This window comes from Aggregatibacter actinomycetemcomitans, from assembly GCF_003130205.1.
Lineage (GTDB): Bacteria > Pseudomonadota > Gammaproteobacteria > Enterobacterales > Pasteurellaceae > Aggregatibacter > Aggregatibacter actinomycetemcomitans_A.
The window spans coordinates 222528-240797 of the sequence record NZ_NRDF01000001.1 but is presented as its reverse complement, the minus strand read 5'-3'; the positions used below and the strand labels follow the sequence as shown (position 1 = coordinate 240797).

17 protein-coding genes are annotated in these 18270 nt (G+C 42.2%); 7 read left to right on the top strand and 10 right to left on the bottom strand.

Annotated features, from left to right (window positions below; genetic code table 11):
* The 4 genes from DK423_RS01155 to infC form a co-directional block, all read right to left on the bottom strand.
* A complete protein-coding gene (locus DK423_RS01155) occupies positions 1-954 on the bottom strand; it encodes a tagatose 1,6-diphosphate aldolase (protein WP_005556798.1) in 954 nt (317 codons plus the stop codon).
* Between the two features lie 972 nt (positions 955-1926).
* Positions 1927-2280 (bottom strand): 50S ribosomal protein L20, encoded by a 354-nt coding sequence (rplT, locus tag DK423_RS01145; RefSeq protein WP_032996594.1) that lies wholly within the window; start codon positions 2278-2280, stop codon positions 1927-1929.
* Between the two features lie 54 nt (positions 2281-2334).
* A complete protein-coding gene (rpmI, locus tag DK423_RS01140; RefSeq protein ID WP_005542274.1) occupies positions 2335-2532 on the bottom strand; it encodes a 50S ribosomal protein L35 in 198 nt (65 codons plus the stop codon).
* Positions 2533-2755: 223 nt separating this feature from the next.
* On the bottom strand, positions 2756-3253 hold the full coding sequence (gene infC, locus DK423_RS01135) for a translation initiation factor IF-3 (protein WP_455737469.1): 498 nt from the start codon (positions 3251-3253) through the stop codon (positions 2756-2758).
* A gap of 357 nt (positions 3254-3610) precedes the next feature.
* On the opposite strand from infC, the gene DK423_RS01130 reads away from it, so the two are divergent.
* Positions 3611-4390, top strand: coding sequence for a ferredoxin--NADP reductase (locus DK423_RS01130; protein ID WP_005556787.1), 780 nt, complete (start codon positions 3611-3613; stop codon positions 4388-4390).
* A gap of 139 nt (positions 4391-4529) precedes the next feature.
* Here the strand turns inward: DK423_RS01130 and thrS are convergent, their stop codons facing one another.
* Positions 4530-6461 carry a threonine--tRNA ligase gene (thrS, locus tag DK423_RS01125; RefSeq protein ID WP_005556785.1) on the bottom strand — a complete coding sequence of 644 codons (1932 nt, stop codon included), beginning with the start codon at positions 6459-6461 and terminating at the stop codon, positions 4530-4532.
* Positions 6462-6700: 239 nt separating this feature from the next.
* Between thrS and DK423_RS01115 the strand changes: the two genes are divergently transcribed.
* The gene (locus DK423_RS01115) at positions 6701-7576 is read left to right on the top strand and encodes a fructosamine kinase family protein (protein ID WP_005556783.1); all 876 of its coding nucleotides are present in this window, start codon (positions 6701-6703) and stop codon (positions 7574-7576) included.
* Positions 7577-7641: 65 nt separating this feature from the next.
* Here DK423_RS01115 and DK423_RS01110 read toward each other — a convergent pair whose 3' ends face one another.
* Both DK423_RS01110 and sohB read right to left on the bottom strand, forming a co-directional pair.
* Positions 7642-8466 carry an OmpA family protein gene (locus DK423_RS01110; RefSeq protein ID WP_005556782.1) on the bottom strand — a complete coding sequence of 275 codons (825 nt, stop codon included), beginning with the start codon at positions 8464-8466 and terminating at the stop codon, positions 7642-7644.
* 190 nt (positions 8467-8656) lie between these two features.
* Entirely contained in the window at positions 8657-9715 is a 1059-nt protein-coding gene (gene sohB / locus DK423_RS01105) for a protease SohB (RefSeq protein WP_061886921.1), read from the bottom strand.
* 191 nt (positions 9716-9906) lie between these two features.
* Here sohB and DK423_RS01100 point away from each other — a divergent pair, with 191 nt between their 5' ends.
* Positions 9907-10497 carry an NAD(P)H-dependent oxidoreductase gene (locus tag DK423_RS01100; protein ID WP_005556778.1) on the top strand — a complete coding sequence of 197 codons (591 nt, stop codon included), beginning with the start codon at positions 9907-9909 and terminating at the stop codon, positions 10495-10497.
* Between the two features lie 91 nt (positions 10498-10588).
* Here DK423_RS01100 and DK423_RS01095 read toward each other — a convergent pair whose 3' ends face one another.
* The 3 genes from DK423_RS01095 to rsmI form a co-directional block, all read right to left on the bottom strand.
* Positions 10589-11926, bottom strand: coding sequence for an NAD(P)/FAD-dependent oxidoreductase (locus DK423_RS01095; protein ID WP_005556776.1), 1338 nt, complete (start codon positions 11924-11926; stop codon positions 10589-10591).
* Positions 11927-12111: 185 nt separating this feature from the next.
* Positions 12112-13701, bottom strand: a complete 1590-nt coding sequence (locus DK423_RS01090) for a glycerol-3-phosphate dehydrogenase/oxidase (protein WP_005556774.1) — start codon at positions 13699-13701, stop codon at positions 12112-12114.
* A 269-nt stretch (positions 13702-13970) separates the two neighbouring features.
* Positions 13971-14819, bottom strand: a complete 849-nt coding sequence (gene rsmI / locus DK423_RS01085) for a 16S rRNA (cytidine(1402)-2'-O)-methyltransferase (protein WP_005556772.1) — start codon at positions 14817-14819, stop codon at positions 13971-13973.
* Between the two features lie 76 nt (positions 14820-14895).
* Between rsmI and DK423_RS01080 the strand changes: the two genes are divergently transcribed.
* The 4 genes from DK423_RS01080 (at position 14896) to dolP (ending at position 18231) form a co-directional block, all read left to right on the top strand.
* Entirely contained in the window at positions 14896-16614 is a 1719-nt protein-coding gene (locus DK423_RS01080; protein WP_109043844.1) for a penicillin-binding protein activator, read from the top strand.
* Between the two features lie 9 nt (positions 16615-16623).
* On the top strand, positions 16624-16983 hold the full coding sequence (locus DK423_RS01075) for a YraN family protein (protein ID WP_005556768.1): 360 nt from the start codon (positions 16624-16626) through the stop codon (positions 16981-16983).
* Positions 16984-16994: 11 nt separating this feature from the next.
* On the top strand, positions 16995-17579 hold the full coding sequence (locus tag DK423_RS01070) for a D-sedoheptulose-7-phosphate isomerase (RefSeq protein ID WP_005556766.1): 585 nt from the start codon (positions 16995-16997) through the stop codon (positions 17577-17579).
* Positions 17580-17643: 64 nt separating this feature from the next.
* Complete coding sequence (gene dolP / locus DK423_RS01065; RefSeq protein ID WP_005556764.1) at positions 17644-18231, top strand: division/outer membrane stress-associated lipid-binding lipoprotein; 588 nt, start codon at positions 17644-17646, stop codon at positions 18229-18231.
* Positions 18232-18270: the final 39 nt, after the last annotated feature.

The window sequence follows — 18270 nt, the reverse complement described above, 5'->3', positions numbered from 1 at the left end:
TTATACGTTGACCGGTGTGGCGGATTTCATCAACACATCGTTGAGTTCATTGATATTTTGCAAACCTTGCGTGCGCAGCCATTGTTCCGCCTGTGCCGCACCTTGGGTTTTAAATACTTCAGCGCTGCCCGCCCAAGTGGCGCGCCCGCACAATACGCCATTAAAGGTAGAACCCGCCGATTTGGCAAATTCAAGCGTGTCTTGAAACAATTTCGGCGAGACGCCTGCGCTTAGGAAGATAAACGGAATATCACTGCAATCGCTTTGCTCTTTAAAAAATGCCTGTGCGCTTTTTTGCGTATAAACATAGTCCTCACCATTTGTAAATCCTTGCACATAATTCATATCCACCGGCACTTCCACTTTTAAGACATCCACCGCAAAACGTTTATCCGAAAAGACTTTCATTGCTTCAATCACTTTTCTAGGTTTCATTTTTGCGAATTCTTTCTTATTCGAAATATTGGAATCATACGTCAAAATCTCCAAAAAGAACGGCATTTCCTCTGCGATACATTCTGAACCGACGCGTTCTACAAAAGTGGCTTTCACCTGATTAATCGCTTCACCTTCATCCACATCAAAGTACAACAGCAATTTCACCGCATCGGCCCCTTTCTCTTTCAACCTCTTAACCGATACATCATCAATCAAATCGGGAAAACGTCCGATTTTGGTTTTGTCATAGCCGGTTTTTTCGTAAGCCATAATTAAACCGCAATGCTGATCTTTTAATCCCGCTGCCTGCCAGCCGAATTCCGGATCCAATAAAATAGCAGAAGCCCGTGCCGTAAGATTCTCGGACACTAACCCTTTAAAAATTTGAAGCTGTTCATCCGTTACCTTTTCACCCAGCATCCGCTTCAGCGCACCACGCTGATCAATTGCTAAAGCGCGAAAAATTCGTTCTTTACCGTACAATTTTTCCAACCATTTTTGTTTAAGCGTTGCCATCTTTTTCTCCTGCTTTCGATATTTACTTAAAGCTTTCGATGTATTTTGAATTCATAATACATAATAAAATTATTTTGAATATGAAAACTTATGAAAGTTGTGATCAATATCACAAAACATTACAAATCGTATTTTCTAAAATTAATGGGCGATGCTTTGCCGGAATTCGGGTCAGAAAAAAGTGCGGTCAAAAATTTCAGTATTTTTTAAAGTAGAAGTGGTAGGCTAGGACAAGCACCATAGAAATCTGTCGGTTACAACCGGCAATAGCTGAAGAGAGGTGGTTAAGAACAAAAACCTCATACAAAAATTTACAAAACAAGTTATTTAATCTTATTTAAAAAGTTTTCTTACTATTTATTAATGAGTTACAGATATTCGAAGAAATAGAATGTAAGTTTTTGTAAATTACAAGTTTTTTTTTCATTTTTACGAACTATTTTTTCTGTTTCTAGTCTTAATAATTGCTAGTGCACTGCAAATGCAGTTGTCTTTAAAGTTTTCTTATATTTAAGACCTCCCCGCTATCCAGAATTGGGTAGCGGTTTTTTCTTTCTTAAGATTTTGTTTTAACAACTCGCTTTATTTTCTAACATATTCTTAATAACTTCTCGTTATGAAGCTAGTAACGATAATGCCTGACAATATAATATTTAACCTCTTTTTGCATACTTTTACCGATATTATAGATAAGCAAAGTGGGCCATCTGGGTTTTCTTATCTGAAACAATGCTGATATACCGTAAATTGAGTGCGAGTCGCCAGATCAACAATTTCCTGCCTGAAAATAACCCATGTTCGTTAAAGAACGGGACCTGCCATAACAGCAAAAAAAGCAGTATATTCTTATGTATATCAGAACGAAAATAGCGAGAAATAAGGTGATAAAAGTGCGGTGGTTTTTACAAACGTTTTTATTGACACAAAAAAGGACGCTCAAGAGCGTCCTTATTTTTTATCTAAACTTTAAAATTAAAGTGCAGATTTTGCTTTTTCAACTAATGCAGCGAAAGCCACTTTGTCGAATACGGCGATATCGGCAAGGATCTTACGATCGATTTCAACAGAGGCTTTTTTCAAGCCATTGATGAATTTGCTGTAAGATAAGCCGCTTTGACGAGCCGCCGCGTTGATACGTGCAATCCATAATTGACGGAACTGACGTTTACGTTGACGACGGTCACGATATGCATATTGACCGGCTTTGATCACCGCTTGGAAAGCAACGCGATACACGCGTGAACGTGCACCATAATAACCTCTAGCAGCCTTAAGAACTTTCTTATGGCGTGCTCTTGCAATAACACCACGTTTTACACGAGCCATTATTTAATCTCCTATGTAATATTTTTAACTAAAATGAACTGACGTACGTTATGCTTATGCGTATGGCAAGCACGCGACTACTAATACTAAGTCGGACTTAGCAACCATAGATTTATGGCGTAGATGACGTTTACGTTTTGTTGTTTTCTTAGTCAAAATATGACGTAAGTGAGATTGTTTACGCTTGAAACCACCGGAAGCAGTTTTTTTGAAACGCTTAGCAGCACCGCGTACTGTTTTAATTTTAGGCATTGTCTAATAACTCCGCATTATTTTTAACACTAATCACGCCTTTATCTTTAAAGCGATTACTGCGTTAAACCGCTTCGCCGTGCAAGTTGCACTGTCTTCAGCGGTTTGCCTTGTACTCACTTTAAATCTAAAAGGCTCTATCACAAATAATCAGGCGAATAAAAGTGCGGTGGAAAAAACACTTGGAATTTTCACCGCACTTTTGTTACTTGAAATGCACTGATTATTTCTTTTTCGGGGCAAGCACCATAATGGCTTGGCGACCTTCCAATTTACCCGGTGCAGATTCCACCACGGCAATTTCGGCTAAGTCATTTTTAACACGCTCTAACACGTCCAAACCGATATCTTGGTGAGCCATTTCACGTCCGCGGAAACGAACGGTGACTTTGGCTTTATCCCCATCTTCCAAAAAGCGAACCAGGCTGCGTAGTTTTACCTGATAGTCGCCTTCGTCTGTGCCGGGACGGAATTTAATTTCCTTCACCTGCACAACTTTCTGCTTTTTCTTCTGCTCTTTGGCAGTTTTGCTTTTCTCGTAAAGGAATTTACCGTAGTTCATAATGCGACATACCGGAGGTTCCGCATTCGGACTGATTTCCACAAGATCTAAAGCGACATTTTCCGCCATCTCTAATGCCTGTTGAATCGGAACAATCCCAACTTGTTCGCCATCCTGGTCAATCAAGCGGACTTCTTTCACTCTAATTTCGTCGTTAATACGATTAGGGCGATTTACTGCGGGTGCTTTTTTTACGGTTTTAATAATGACATTCCTCTATTAATTAAGTCACAAAACTGCTGTTTTATCTATTAAGAACAGAAGTTAGATTCATTTTTGACGCTCCGATAACGAGCAAAAAACGGGGTGCATTTTACAGAATTTTGCACCGTTAAGCAATAGCGAAACCGCGCATAAAAATTGATTTTAAAACCTTTTATAGCAATAAAATATTTATAGAAAGAAAATCGGCAATCCAATGCTAAGTAGTATAAAATATCACCACGCTAACGATTGGCGGTTTAACCCGTTTTTTACTTTTTATTTTTGTTATTTTAGGAAAATCAGGAGCTATTTATGAACAAATCCGTAAAAGAATATGCTTTCACCGAACAAAAAGTCCGTTGGGTAAAAAAACATACGCCGAAACTCCTCTCTTTCAGCATCACCCGACCTGCCGATTTTGATTTTATTGCCGGTCAATTTGCCAAATTAGGTTTTATGAATGGTGACAATTACGTTTCCCGCGCCTATTCCATGATCTCCTCCGAAACGGCGGAATATTTGGATTTTTACGCCATTTTAATTGAAGATGGCATCATGTCCGCTCACTTTAAACAAATGCAGGCGGGCGATACGTTACTGCTTGAGAAAAAGCCCGTCGGCTTTTTTACCGTTAACCGAATTCCGCAGGGCAAAGTATTAATTTTACTTGCCACCGGTTCTGGCATTGCACCTTTTTTATCCATGCTGCAAAGCGAAGAATTTTGGCAAAAAGCGGACAAAATCGTGCTGGTGCATTCCGTGTCTTATGCCGACGATTTAGTTTTTGAGCAATATTTGGCTGATTTAAAAGATCATTCCCTTATCGGTCAATATACCGATAAACTGATTTATCAACTGGTCATTACCCGAGAAAAAGTCAACGGCACATTACATCAACGTATCCCCCAATTACTGGAAAGCGGCGAATTGGAACACGCCTTAAATATCCGTTTTAACAAAGCCGATACGCGTTTTCTGATTTGCGGCAATCCGAATATGGTAAAAGCAAGCTACGACCATTTAAAAGCCAAAGGATACGCCCTTCATCGCGTACATAAAAATGGCGAGATTATGATGGAAAACGCGTTTTAAAGTGCGGTCGATTTTTGATGTGTTTTTAAAACGACATGATGCTCATCGCCCATTGGGTGAAGAGCAATTTAAACCCTATTAGACAAAAAAAGTGCGGTCAAAATTGACCGCACTTTTGCATTTGATATGTGAATTAGAACTACACTTCACCCAATAATTTCAACTCGCGGTTTCTCACTTGTTTTTTCAGAATGTCTAAAAATTCTTCCACGGTGAAGGTGCCGAGATCTTGACCTTTACGGGTGCGTACTGCCACTTTGCCGGCTTCAATTTCTTTGTCGCCACAAACCAGCATATAAGGTACGCGACGCAAGGTGTGTTCGCGGATTTTGAAGCCGACTTTTTCGTTACGCAAGTCGGTTTTTACGCGTAAACCGGCATCGGAAAGTTGTTTCGCGACTTGTTGCACATATTCCGATTGAGAGTCGGTAATGTTCATCACGACGGCTTGGGTCGGTGCCAACCATACCGGGAAGAAACCGGCGTATTCTTCGGTGATGATACCGATGAAACGTTCAATAGAGCCCAAAATCGCGCGGTGAATCATAACCGGGATTTTACGTTCGTTATCTTCACCTACATAGGACGCATTTAAACGTTCCGGCAGGAAGAAGTCTAACTGAATCGTGCCGCACTGCCATTCGCGATCTAAGCTGTCGGTTAAGGCAAATTCCAGTTTCGGACCGTAGAATGCGCCTTCGCCTTCCTGAATTTCATAAGACAAGCCGTTATGTTCCAACGCTTTCGCTAAGTCCGCTTCCGCTTTATCCCACATTTCATCGGAGCCGATGCGTTTTTCCGGGCGGGTGGAAAGTTTCACTTTGATATTTTCGAAGCCGAAAGTGTTGTAAATGTTGTACACCATTTTGATGCAGGAAGTTACTTCGCTTTCCACTTGATCCGGCATACAGAAAATATGTGCGTCGTCTTGGGTAAAGCCACGTACGCGCATTAAACCGTGCAAAGAACCGGACGGTTCATTACGGTGGCAAGAACCGAATTCCGCCATACGTAGCGGTAAATCACGATAAGATTTTAAACCTTGATTGAAGATCTGAACGTGTCCCGGGCAGTTCATCGGTTTGATGGCATATTCGCGGTTTTCAGAGGAAGTGGTGAACATCAAATCACCGTAGTTTTGCCAGTGACCGGTTTTCTCCCACAATACGCGATCCATCATGAACGGACCTTTCACTTCCTGATAATCGTATTGTTTCAATTTGGTGCGCACGAAAGTTTCCAGTTCACGGAAAATTGTCCAGCCGTCATTGTGCCAGAACACCATGCCCGGCGCTTCTTCCTGCATGTGATATAAATCTAATGCCTTACCGATTTTACGATGATCCCGTTTTGCCGCTTCTTCTAAGCGTTGCAAATAGGCTTCAAGTTGTTTTTTATCCGCCCATGCAGTGCCGTAAATCCGTTGCAGCATTTTGTTTTTGCTGTCACCGCGCCAGTACGCGCCGGCAATTTTCTGTAATTTGAAATGATGACAGAAACGCATATTCGGCACATGAGGGCCGCGACACATATCGATATATTCTTGGTGATGATAAAGTGCCGGCGTTGCGGTGCGTTCAATGTTTTCATCTAAGATCGCCATTTTGTAAGGCTCACCGCGTTTCTCAAAGGTATCTCTTGCTTCTTGCCAACTCACCGGCGTTTTGATGACGTCATAATTGGTTTTCGCCAATTCCAACATCCGTTTTTCAAGGGCATCCAAATCTTCTTGGGTTAAAGAGCGGTCTAAATCCACGTCATAATAGAAACCGTTGTCAATGGTCGGTCCTATCGCCATTTTGACGTTTGGGAATAATTGTTTAATGGCATGACCGAGCAAGTGTGCGGTGGAGTGACGGATAATTTCCAAACCGTCTTCATCTTTGGCGGTAATAATTGCAACACGGCTGTCTTCGGTAATCAGGTCGCAGGCATCTTTGCGTTCGCCGTTGACGCGACCGGCGATGGTCGCTTTTGCAAGTCCCGCGCCAATATCTTGAGCAACTTCCAATACGGTAACAGGTTTATCAAATTGACGTTGTGAGCCGTCAGGTAAAGTAATAATCGGCATAATAAATCCTTATACAGTGGTCACCCATACGCAAGGTGACTTGTTTCATTTCATTTAAAAACACTTAAAAAAACCACCGCACTTTTATCATCCTTACAAGCGGACAAATCAAATGCGGCGCGCAATTTTAACATATTTTACAATGGCAACCAAATGTCTAAATTTTGACTTGAGTCACAGTAATTTTTTCTCAATCTTTTACACTACAAGCGTGATTAACCGAAAAGAAGGAACATAGTATGTGGAAGTCGATTTCTCAAGTTTTAGCTGATCAATTCGGGGCGTATTATTCCATCAAAAATAAAACCAAAATTCATACGGGCGAAATGCATGAATCTTGGCTCATTGATGACGGCATTCAACCCATCTTCGTGAAATTGAATGAAAAGTCCTACCGTTCCATGTTCCGCGCCGAAGCGGATCAATTGATCCTTTTAGGCAAAACCAACACCGTACGCGTGCCCGAAGTGTATGGTGTGGGTTGTTCACAAAATCACAGTTTTTTGTTATTGGAAGGGTTAAATATGCAACCGAATACGCTGCAAAATATGGCGGAATTCGGTGAACAGCTCGCCCGTTTGCATCAATATCAAGGCTCGGAAAACTACGGTTTGTCTTTTGATACTTGGCTTGGTCCGCAATACCAACCGAACGAATGGAGCAATCACTGGGCGAAGTTTTTCAGTGAACAGCGGATTGGCTGGCAATTACAGCTTTGTGCGGAAAAACAACTGCATTTCGGTGATACGGAAACCATCATCAAAGCCGTGGCGGCGCTACTGGCAAAACATCAGCCGCAACCGTCTTTGCTGCATGGCAATCTGTGGATTGAAAATTGCGCCAATATTGAGGGACATACCGTCACCTATGACCCGGCGTGTTATTGGGGGGATCGGGAATGCGATTTGGCGTTTACCGAATTATTTGAGCCATTCCCGCGTGAATTCTATGAAAATTATGACCGCACTTTTCCGCTGGAAGAGGGCTATCAGGATCGAAAAATCGTATATCAGCTTTATCATTTACTCAACTTCAGCAGCCGCTTCCACAGCAATTATGTGGCACTTGCCAATAAACGGGTGCACGATGTATTGCAACGCTATGAAAATCTTTAATCTCCACACAAAAAAGAAAGGGCACAATGCCCTTTCTTTATATCAATATATCGATGAGTTAACCATTATTTTTGATATAACGGTGTAGGTCCTATTTCGCCGCCAACTTGTTTACTTTCATCTTTTGGTGTGATACCGGAAGATGAAATTTCAACACGACGGTTTGGACGTAAACAGCTGACTAATTGGCCGGCTTTAACATTGTTACAGGCTTTAACTTGGTGAGCTTCACCGTAACCAACTGCATTAATTTGAACATCAATACCTTGTTCAATTAAACGGTTTTTAACACGATCCGCACGACGTTGGGAAAGATCCATGTTATACGCTTCGGAACCTAAACGATCGGTATAACCGGCAACTTTTACTTCCTGCGCTTTGGATTCTTTTAATTGTGCCGCCACTTTATCAACCACTTCTCGACCTTTCGCCGTTAACGTATCTTTGTCGAAATCAAATAAGAAATCGGCGGTTAAAGAGTAAGAAGAATTACCGTTACAACCGTTCGGATACCAATAGAAGTTTTGTGCGTTCATGTCGGAATCGAATAAGATTTTGTATTGACATACTTTGTGCTCGCCGTTTTCACGGTAGTTAAACACATAATCCCACTCGCGAACACTGAATAAACCTTCAGCGAAGTGCGGACGACCAATCAAGTTATAAAGCTGATCTTTATTCATACCTTTTTCAATCATACGAACATTGTCCCAGTTCGGCCAGGAACCAAATTGGCTACCGTTATGATTAAATGTAGATTTTTCAATTTGAGGCCATACTAATTCAGAACCTTCGGCAAGAGTACCTTCTTTAGATACTTTACTTAAGTTACCACAAGCAGCAAGAGTTGCCGCTGCGATTGCAGATAATAAGAAATGTGAGAATTTCATCTGTTTTACCTTATTTTTAGGTGAGTAGAATGATCCAAAGGAACCATAGATATAATAAAAAGAAGGCTCAAAAAGCAATAGCGCAACTTCAATTTCAGCTCCGTATGGTAATTACAAAACGGATTAAAGTAAATCCGAGTTTTCTATTTTCAATCAATCTGTGTAAATAAAATCGACAAAATATAGGACGTTATATCAATGTTCTTTCATTTTTCTTAAGCCAACGTAACGCAATATTATCGGCACTTTCTTCCACCTGTTTACCGACTTTTTGTAATAACGATTTCTTCACCGCATATTTTACGCCAATAACCGATTTCTCTTTCATCGCCTGTAATAACAAATCATCGCTGGTCATAATGTCATCCACTAAATTTAAATTTAATGCCTGCTGACCGAACCAATGTTCCCCTGTTGCCACTTTATCCAGATCCAAGTGCGGTCGATTCTGTGCGACAAATTGCTTGAATAATTGATGGGTTTCTTCCAATTCCTGTTGGAATTTTTGCTTTCCTTTTTCGGTATTTTCACCAAAAATCGTCATAGTGCGTTTATATTCGCCTGCCGTCATCACGTCTACATCCACATCATATTTTTTTAATAGGCGATGAACATTTGGAATCTGTGCTACCACACCGATAGAACCGATAATGGCAAAGGGTGCGGATACAATTTTATCGGCGACACAGGCCATCATATAACCGCCGCTTGCTGCTACTTTATCCACGGCAACGGTTAATCTAATATTGCGTTGTTTCAAACGCATTAATTGAGAAGCAGCGAGCCCATAGCCATGTACAACACCGCCCGGGCTTTCCAAGCATAGCAAAACTTCATCAGTAGGCTTGACAACTTGAATAATAGCGCTGATTTCCTCTCTTAGCGCTGCTGTCTCCGAAGCAGAAATATCCCCCTTAAAATGTAAAACATAAAGAATTGGCTTACGTTCTTCTTCCGGATTTTCGCCTTTTTTACGTTGCGCTTTTAATGCTTTTGCTTTCGCTTTTTCCGCTTTTTTCTCAGCTTTTTCCGCCGCTTTTAATTCGTCTTCGGTGAGGTGAAAATCGCTTAATTTTTTACCATTTTCCTCAAATTCTTTGGATAAATCGGTAATCACCAATTCACCGTGTAAATGCGCTTTTTTCTGTTTGATCGCAATAATCATCGCGACCACGGCGGCGATCACAAGTAATAGCGTGATAACTTCCAAAAGAAATACACCATAACCAATAAAAATTTCCGACCACATAATTTTTCCTTCATATTATTAATAAGAAACCAGATTATAGGAGAAGCCTTTCCTTAAAGCTACTTTATCTCTCAAATAAATCGGATTATTAACCCATCGTTAACAGTGCTTTTCAAAAGACCACCTTTATTTTTAAAAAACACTCGTTAAAATGACCGCACTTTTCACTCATTCATTTAGGAAGAAATAAAATGGACAACGTTCTTATATTAAAATCCAGTATTCTGGCAGGCAATTCACAAACCAATCAATTATCTGATTATTTGGAAAGCAAGCTTGCAGGCAAAAATATCGTCGTGCGCGATCTTGCGGTAAATCAACTTCCTCACTTTGATGCCACTGCTACAACCGCCCTACGCGGTCAACCGACGACAGCGGAAGAAAATGCACTATTGGCGTTATCTGATGAATTGGTCGCCGAAATTAAAAACGCAAACACCATTATCATCAATGCACCGATGTATAACTTTAATATCCCTACCCAATTAAAAAGCTATTTTGATTTCATTGCACGCCCTCGCGTAACATTCCAATATACAGAGAAAGGCCCTGAAGGATTATTAACAGACAAAAAAGCCGTGGTATTAGCTGCATTCGGCGGGTTACATCAAAATCAATCTTCTGATATTGTCACCGCATACTTAAAAATGATTTTAGGTTTCGTGGGCATTACCGATGTGCAATTCGTGTATGCAGAAGGCATTGGTTTTGGTCCTGAAGCGGTTGAAAAAGCACAAGCGCAAGCGAAAGCAGAAATAGATAAAATTGTGGCCGCACTTTAATTCTATAAGAAACAAAAAAGCACCTTACAGGTGCTTTTTTATCTAAAGTACAGTGAAATTAAAGTGCGGTCATAAAAAACAACGTTTTTTATTAATGCAATTTTAATGATGGGCGCAGGAAGCGATTCAAATGCCCTACCACAATAATCAAACCGGTTTTAAAGCAGCCGTGTAACGCCGCCTGATGCATACGATAAAGTGAAACATATACCCATTGCGCGATTTTCCCTTCAATGGTCATCGAAGAACCGCCCGTGATTTTACCGCTTAAGGCACCAAAAGCGGTGAATTCCGATAAGGAAACCAACGATCCCTTATCATTATATTCAAAGTCTTTTAACGGTTTATTATCAAATAAAGCAACCATATTTTTCGCACATAAACTTGCCATTTGATGGGCTGCCTGCGCCTTAGGCGGAACCGGTTTTCCATCATCTTGCATCAAGAAACAACAGTCCCCCATAGCAAAAATCGTACTGTCGTTTGTAGTTTGTAACGTCTTCTTCACAACAAGTTGATTAATGCGGTTAATTTCCAAACCATCGAAATTTTTTGTAATGGTTGACGTGCGAATGCCCGCCGACCACACGATTAAATCTGCAGCAATTAACTGACCATCTTTTGTCACCAATTGTTTTTTATTCGCTTCAACAATCATCGTATTAGTTTTTACATCTACGCCGAGTTTACGTAATTCTTCCGTGGCGTCATTAGAAATACGCTCCGGCAAGGCTGGCAGAATACGCGGACCGGCTTCTACTAAGGTGACTTTTAAGCGGCTGCTGTCAATTTGACCGTATCCATAAGAAGACAAATGCTCTGCCGCATTATAAAGTTCGGCAGAAAGTTCCACGCCCGTTGCGCCCGCGCCAACAATGGCGATATTAATACGCCCGTCTTCCACCAATTGTTGTTTACTCTCTTCCTCACCAATATCATCCAGGGCTTGATTTTCACGGAATTTAAGGAACAGCTCCAACATTTTGTGTTGGAAGCGCATGGCTTGTGACGGGTTATCTAAGAAGATACAGTTTTCTGCCACGCCTTTGGTATTGAAATCGTTGGATTTACTGCCGATGGCAATGACTAAATAATCATAAGGAATACGACGGGAAACCACAATCATATCGCCGTCTTCACCGTAAACCGGGGCAAGTTCTACATATTTGTGCTGACGATTTAAGCCAACCATGGAACCTTGCTCAAAATTGAAATGATGATTGCAGGCATGGGCACGATAACTCAAAGCCTCTACGCCGTCATCTAATGCGCCTGTTGCCAATTCATGCAATAACGGCTTCCATAAATGGGTTTGGTTACGGTCAATTAAAGTGACATTAGCGCGTTTTTGACATCCAAGTTTGTTGCCTAAGTGGGTGGCAAGTTCTAACCCACCGGCACCACCACCGACAATAACGATGTTTTTCATAACTACCTCTAAACTAAATAAAAAAATTGCAAAATTTAATTAACAATATTTTAACACCAATTTATTATTTTTGCTTAGGGTTGATTTGTAAAAAAAGTAAAATACCTCGCTACCATTATGTAAATACAAAAAAGGGCAATATAGAATTGCCTTTAAGAGTTCATTGAGTATTCTTATATTCTTGACTAGACTTGCGGCGTGTGATCCACAAGCAAATAATGTTTCGCAATGTTTAAGAATTTTTCTGTTTGCTCTTTTTCCCATTGCGCATCTTTGCCTAATTCTTTCGCCAGAATATTTGCCACTTTTGCTGCACTGTCCATCGCCGCACGGGCATCAAGGAACAACAAACGCACGCGGCGGGCAAGGACATCTTCCACAGATTGCGCCATTTCCTGACGAGCCGCCCAAACCACTTCTGCAACAGTATTCGGGTGACGCGGGTGAATTTTTTCCGCCATTTCCGGATTTTCCGCTTCTAAGGCTTTAATTGCCGGGATGTCGGCACCGTAAATATATAAGTGATTTTTCAAATCCACCTGTTCCGCAGGAATTTTACCGTGAATCGCCAAATTCGTGGTGACACAGGCTTTTTTCGCCAATTGCGGATGCACTTTCACGGCTTCATCCACCGTATCTTCCGACATTTGACGATAAGTCGTCCATTTGCCGCCGGTAATGGTCACCAAACCGCTATCGCTCACCACCACTTTATGGCTACGGGACACTTCTTTGGTGCTTTGACCGGCTTTTTCCGGCGCCGCTAACGGACGTAAACCGGCAAAAATACTCAATACATCATCGCGAGTAGGCTTCTTGGTTAAGTACTGACCTGCCGTATCCAAAATAAATTGAATTTCCTGCTCCAATGCAATTGGTTCGTAAGACGGTTCTTTCACCAGCGTATCCGTTGTCCCGACTACCAGTCGTTCATGCCATGGCACGGCGAATAAAACACGACCGTCGGAGGTTTTCGGGATCATTAACGCGTCATCGCTCGGTAAGAAGGATTTATCCAATACCAAATGCACCCCTTGGCTTGGCACCACGAATTTTTTATCGGTACCGTGATCCATGGATAAAACCTCATTCATGAATACACCGGTGGCATTAATCACTGCCGTACCATGCACGTTATATTGTTCGCCGTTTAATTCATCGGTAAATTTAACGCCGTTGATTTTACCTTGCTCGTCTTTTAACAACTCGGTCACTTTCGCATAGTTAAGTACGGTACCGCCTTGTTCAACCACGGTTTGCGCGATATTTACCGCTAGGCGGGAATCATCAAACTGACCATCTTTATACACCACGCCGCTTTTTAAATCGGTTCCGTTTAAGGTTGGTAAACGCTGCATCGTGGTGTCTTTATTAATAGCAATGGTTTTGCCCAAACTTAAATCGCCGGATAAATAATCATACAACCCCAAGCCGACACGATATTTCACGCTGTCGATAAGATTGTAGTTAGGAATAATAAAATTCTGATTTTTGAACAGGTGGGACGCGTTTTTTGCTAAACGACCGCGTTCGCGCAAAGCTTCTCTTACTAACGCCACATCGCCTGCCGCCAAATAACGTACGCCGCCGTGAACTAATTTGGTACTACGGCTTGAAGTCCCTTTTGCAAAGTCATAACCTTCCAACAGCAAGGTTTTATAGCCGCGGGATGCCGCGTCTAAAGCAATCCCTAAACCGCTGGCGCCGCCACCGATGACGATAAAATCCCACTTATCCGCACTCTTCACTTTTTCAAGTTCAGTATTTCTTTGCATTTTCCACCTCGAATTTGATGTAAATTTGTTTATTTTTAAACCCAAATGTTCGTTTATGCTCATTTTAGCATAGCAAACGAAACCAAAGGAAACAAAGGCGCGGACAATTTTCAAATATTGTGATCATGATCACGCTTAACACTATTCATAATTCAGATAGTGGATTTAGTTTCCAGTTTAATGAAAAATTTGGGGGAGAATAGCATGCCAATGTATTGACTAAACACACCTTTGGAGAATAAGAAACACTGAAGAAAACCACCGCACTTTTAACTCAAAAATGCCAATCCGAATTGATACAACTGATTTTTCTTATAACCGTAAAGCTCCGCCACAATAGCAGCAGCTTTTTTTAACGGCAATTCGCGGCTGATGAGCTCAAGGGCTTTTATGGCTTGCGGCGAGATTTCTTCGGCGTTTTCTTCTTTCTTTTTGCCTTCGACGATTACCACCATTTCGCCTTTGGTGCGATTAGGATCTTCTTGCAGCCAAGCCAGCAAATCCGCCAACTGATCACCATGAATGGTCTCCCAGGTTTTGGTGATTTCACGGGCTAAAACCACATAACGTTCGCCACCGAACACCGTTTGCATATCCGCAAGGCTGTCTAAAATGCGATGGGTGGATTCGTAGAAGATTAAAGTGCGGTCTTCTTCGGCGACGTTTTTCAGTTTGTCCAAACGGGCTTTGCTTTTCGCCGGTAGGAAGCCTTCAAAACAGAAACGATCGGACGCGATGCCGGACGCGCATAACGCGGTAATTGCCGCGCAAGCACCGGGCAGCGGCACAACCCGAATGCCGGACTGACGACATTGACGCACCAAATGAAAGCCCGGATCGCTGATAAGCGGCGTACCTGCGTCGGAAATTAACGCAATGTTGATGCCTTGTGATAATTTCTCCACCAACGCGCCCGCTTTTTGTTGTTCGTTATGATCATGCAATGCAAAAAACGGCTTTTTAATCCCGTGATGGCTTAATAACAACCCGCTGTGACGGGTGTCTTCCGCCGCGATTAAATCCACTTTTTGGAAGGCGTCTAACGCCCGTTGGGTGATGTCCTGCAAATTGCCGATGGGGGTGGCGACGATGTATAAAATTCCTTTTGAATTGCTCATTTCGTGCTTCTTTTATTTGCTTTTAGTTGGTGAGATAAGTAAGATCGCTCCGATTGTTTAAACCAATGGAGTAATTATGCCTATTCTATTACAACGCATTAATTTAAAAAATCGATTAATGCCCTTTTTATTTACGCTCTTTTTAGCCGGTTGTACGACGAATTTCTTCGGCAGCAGCTTCACCGGCGAGCTAAAAAAAGATGCGAATGCCAGCTCCGAATTTTACATGAACAAAATCGGACAAACACAAGATATTGAAGATCAGCAAACCTATAAACTTTTAGCCGCGCGCGTTTTAGTTACCGAAAATAAAGTGGCGCAAGCGCAATCTTTATTAAATGAATTGACCGAGTTAAATCCGGAACAGTTATTAGATAAAACCTTGATTGATGCCGATATTGCAGCAGTGAAAGGTCAAAATAACGAGGCGGAAAACTTACTCAGAGACATTGATTTAACCCAATTAAGTGCTTCTCAAGTCGGGCGTTATTACGCGGTGAAAGCCCGTGTTGCAGAAAACCAAAATGCCATTATTGATGCGCTGAAAGCGCGCATTGAAATGGATCAGGTGTTGAGCGATGTGCAAAGAAAACAAGAAAATAATGACCGCACTTGGGCATTATTACGTCGTACTAATCGTGGTTTAATCCATAATACGTCCGATGAAGGCAATTTGGCTTTAGCCGGTTGGTTGGCATTAGCCCGCGCCTATAACGACAACTTAAATCAAGCGACTCAATTAAGTCAGGCATTACAAAGCTGGAAGTCATCCTATCCGAGCCACTCCGCCGCCTATTTATTCCCAACCGAGTTACAGGGTTTATTTAACTTCCAACAAACCGCCCTTTCACAAATCGGTTTGCTTTTACCGTTAAGCGGTAACGGTCAGGTTTTGGGTAACACCATTAAATCCGGTTTTGATGCGGCAAAAGGCGAAGATACCACTATTCAGGTGCAAGTGTATGACACCGTAGCCACCCCGATGAACGAAATCATCGAACAAGCCAGACAAGCCGGTGTGCGCGCCCTTATCGGTCCGTTATTGAAACAAAATGTGGATGTTATTTTTAACAATCCGTCCGCCATTCAAGGCTTAGACGTGCTTGCCCTGAATTCCACCCCGAATGCCCGCGCCATCGGTCAGGTGTGTTACTACGGTTTATCGCCTGAAGACGAAGCGGAATCCGCCGCCAACAAAATGTGGCGTGACGGCATTCGCGAACCGATGGTCGCCGTGCCGCAAAATGATTTAGGACAGCGTACCGCAACCGCATTCAATGTGCGTTGGCAACAATTATCCGGCACCGATGCGAATATCAAATATTACAACCAAGCCGGTGATGTCGGCGTTGCATTACAAGGACAAAGCGTACAAGGGCTGTATATCGTTGCGAAAAGTGAAGAATTATCCGACTTGAAAAGCGTCATTGATAACAGCGGCAACAACATTAAATTGTACGCCAGCTCACGCAGCAACTCCTCCAACAATGGACCTGAATATCGTTTATTGATGAACGGATTGCAATTCAGCGATATTCCGTTCTTTAAAGATACGGATTCCGCGCGATATCAAAAAGTGGCGACCGAAACCAATAATGATTATTCCTTAATGCGTTTATATGCGATGGGTGCCGATTCCTGGTTATTAATCAACCATTTCAATGAACTTCGCCAAGTACCGGGCTACAACATTGACGGTTTAACCGGTAAATTAAGCGCCGGCCCGAATTGTAATATCGAACGTGATATGACCTGGTTCCAATACCAAAACGGCGGTATTCAGGTATTGAATTAAGCGGAACCGATGTTCTCACTAAAACGTCAACAAGGGGCGAGATTTGAACACAAAGCTCGCCTCTTTTTAGAATCTAAAGGCATGAAATTTCTTGCCGCCAACCAAAATTTCAAGTGCGGTGAACTGGATTTGATTATGTTGGAACAAAATACCATCGTATTTGTGGAAGTGCGCCAACGTAAAAACGATCATTTCGGTTCCGCCGTGGAAAGCGTAGATTGGCAAAAACAACAACGCTGGCTGAATGCGGCGGCACTTTGGCTGGCACAGCGGGAACAAAGTTTAGAAGACACCGATTGCCGTTTCGATTTGGTCGCGTTTGGTAAAACCGAGCAAGACATTCAATGGATCCCCAACTTTCTTGATTAATATTCTTCAATATGCAAAACAAACTCAATGATTTATATGAGGAAAATATCAAAACTCATATTTATTCCAAAAGTCTGCTCAGTGCGCAAATCATCGATGCGACACAGCACCTGATTGCCTGCCTGTTGCGCGGCAATAAAGTCATTGTCTGCGGCGACGGTCGTTCTTACATTAATGCACAATGTTTAGTGGCAAATTTGCTTAACCGTTATGAGCTAAAACGCCCGAGTTTTCCTTCCGTGTTATTGAGCCTGGATAGTGCGGTCGGTTCGACTTTTGTTTCCGACAATACGCCGGAAAAACTGTACCAACACCAATTCAACGCCATCGCACGGTCAGGCGATATTTTGGTGGCGTTCGCGCCTTTAGGAAATGAAAACAATGTGCTCAATACGGTTACACATGCCGTGAACAAAGAGATCAATGTGATTGTCTTAACGGGTAACAGTAACGATCATATTCAGGGAATTTTGACAGACAAAGATTTACAAATTGCAGTGCCGAGCAGTAAGGAAAGTCGCATACTGGAGAACCATTTGTTCATAATTAACAGCATGTGTGAACTCATTGATTTTCAATTATTTTCACATTCATAACTTGACAAAATCGGACGTTTCAAGCCACACTAGCGCCCGGTTGTTACACATAAAGGAGATGACCATGTTAACAAGTCCACTAAAAAAACTGGTATTAATTTTCGGTAGCGCAATGTTATTACAAGGTTGCGTTGCCGCTGCCATCGGAGGCGCCGCAGTTGCCGGCGCAACCAAAGTGGCAACCGACCCGAGAACCGTTGGTACGCAAATTGATGACGAAACCCTGGAAACCCGCGTGGATTCGGCAATCAGAAAAGACCAACAACTTAAATCCGAAGCGCGTATCAGCGTCACCTCTTACAGCGGCCGTGTGTTATTGACCGGCCAGGTTCCAAACGAAAGTTTGCGCGAAGTCGCCACCAATTTGGCGAAAGGCGTACCAAACGTCAATGATGTGTACAACGAAGTACGCGTCGGACCGAAAGTGAATTTCACCCAAATCAGCAAAGACGGTTGGATCACCAGCCAAATCAAATCCAGAATGTTGATTGATTCCAAAGTGAAAACCAGCGACATCAAAGTCATCACCGAAAACAACGAAGTATTCCTGATGGGCAACGTGACCCAAGACCAAGCCAACGCCGCCGCAGAAATCGCGCGTAACATAGCAGGGGTAACGAAAGTCATTAAAGTGTTCAATTACTTAAACTAATCCTAAACTAACCCACAAAAAGTGCGGTTGTTTTTAAAG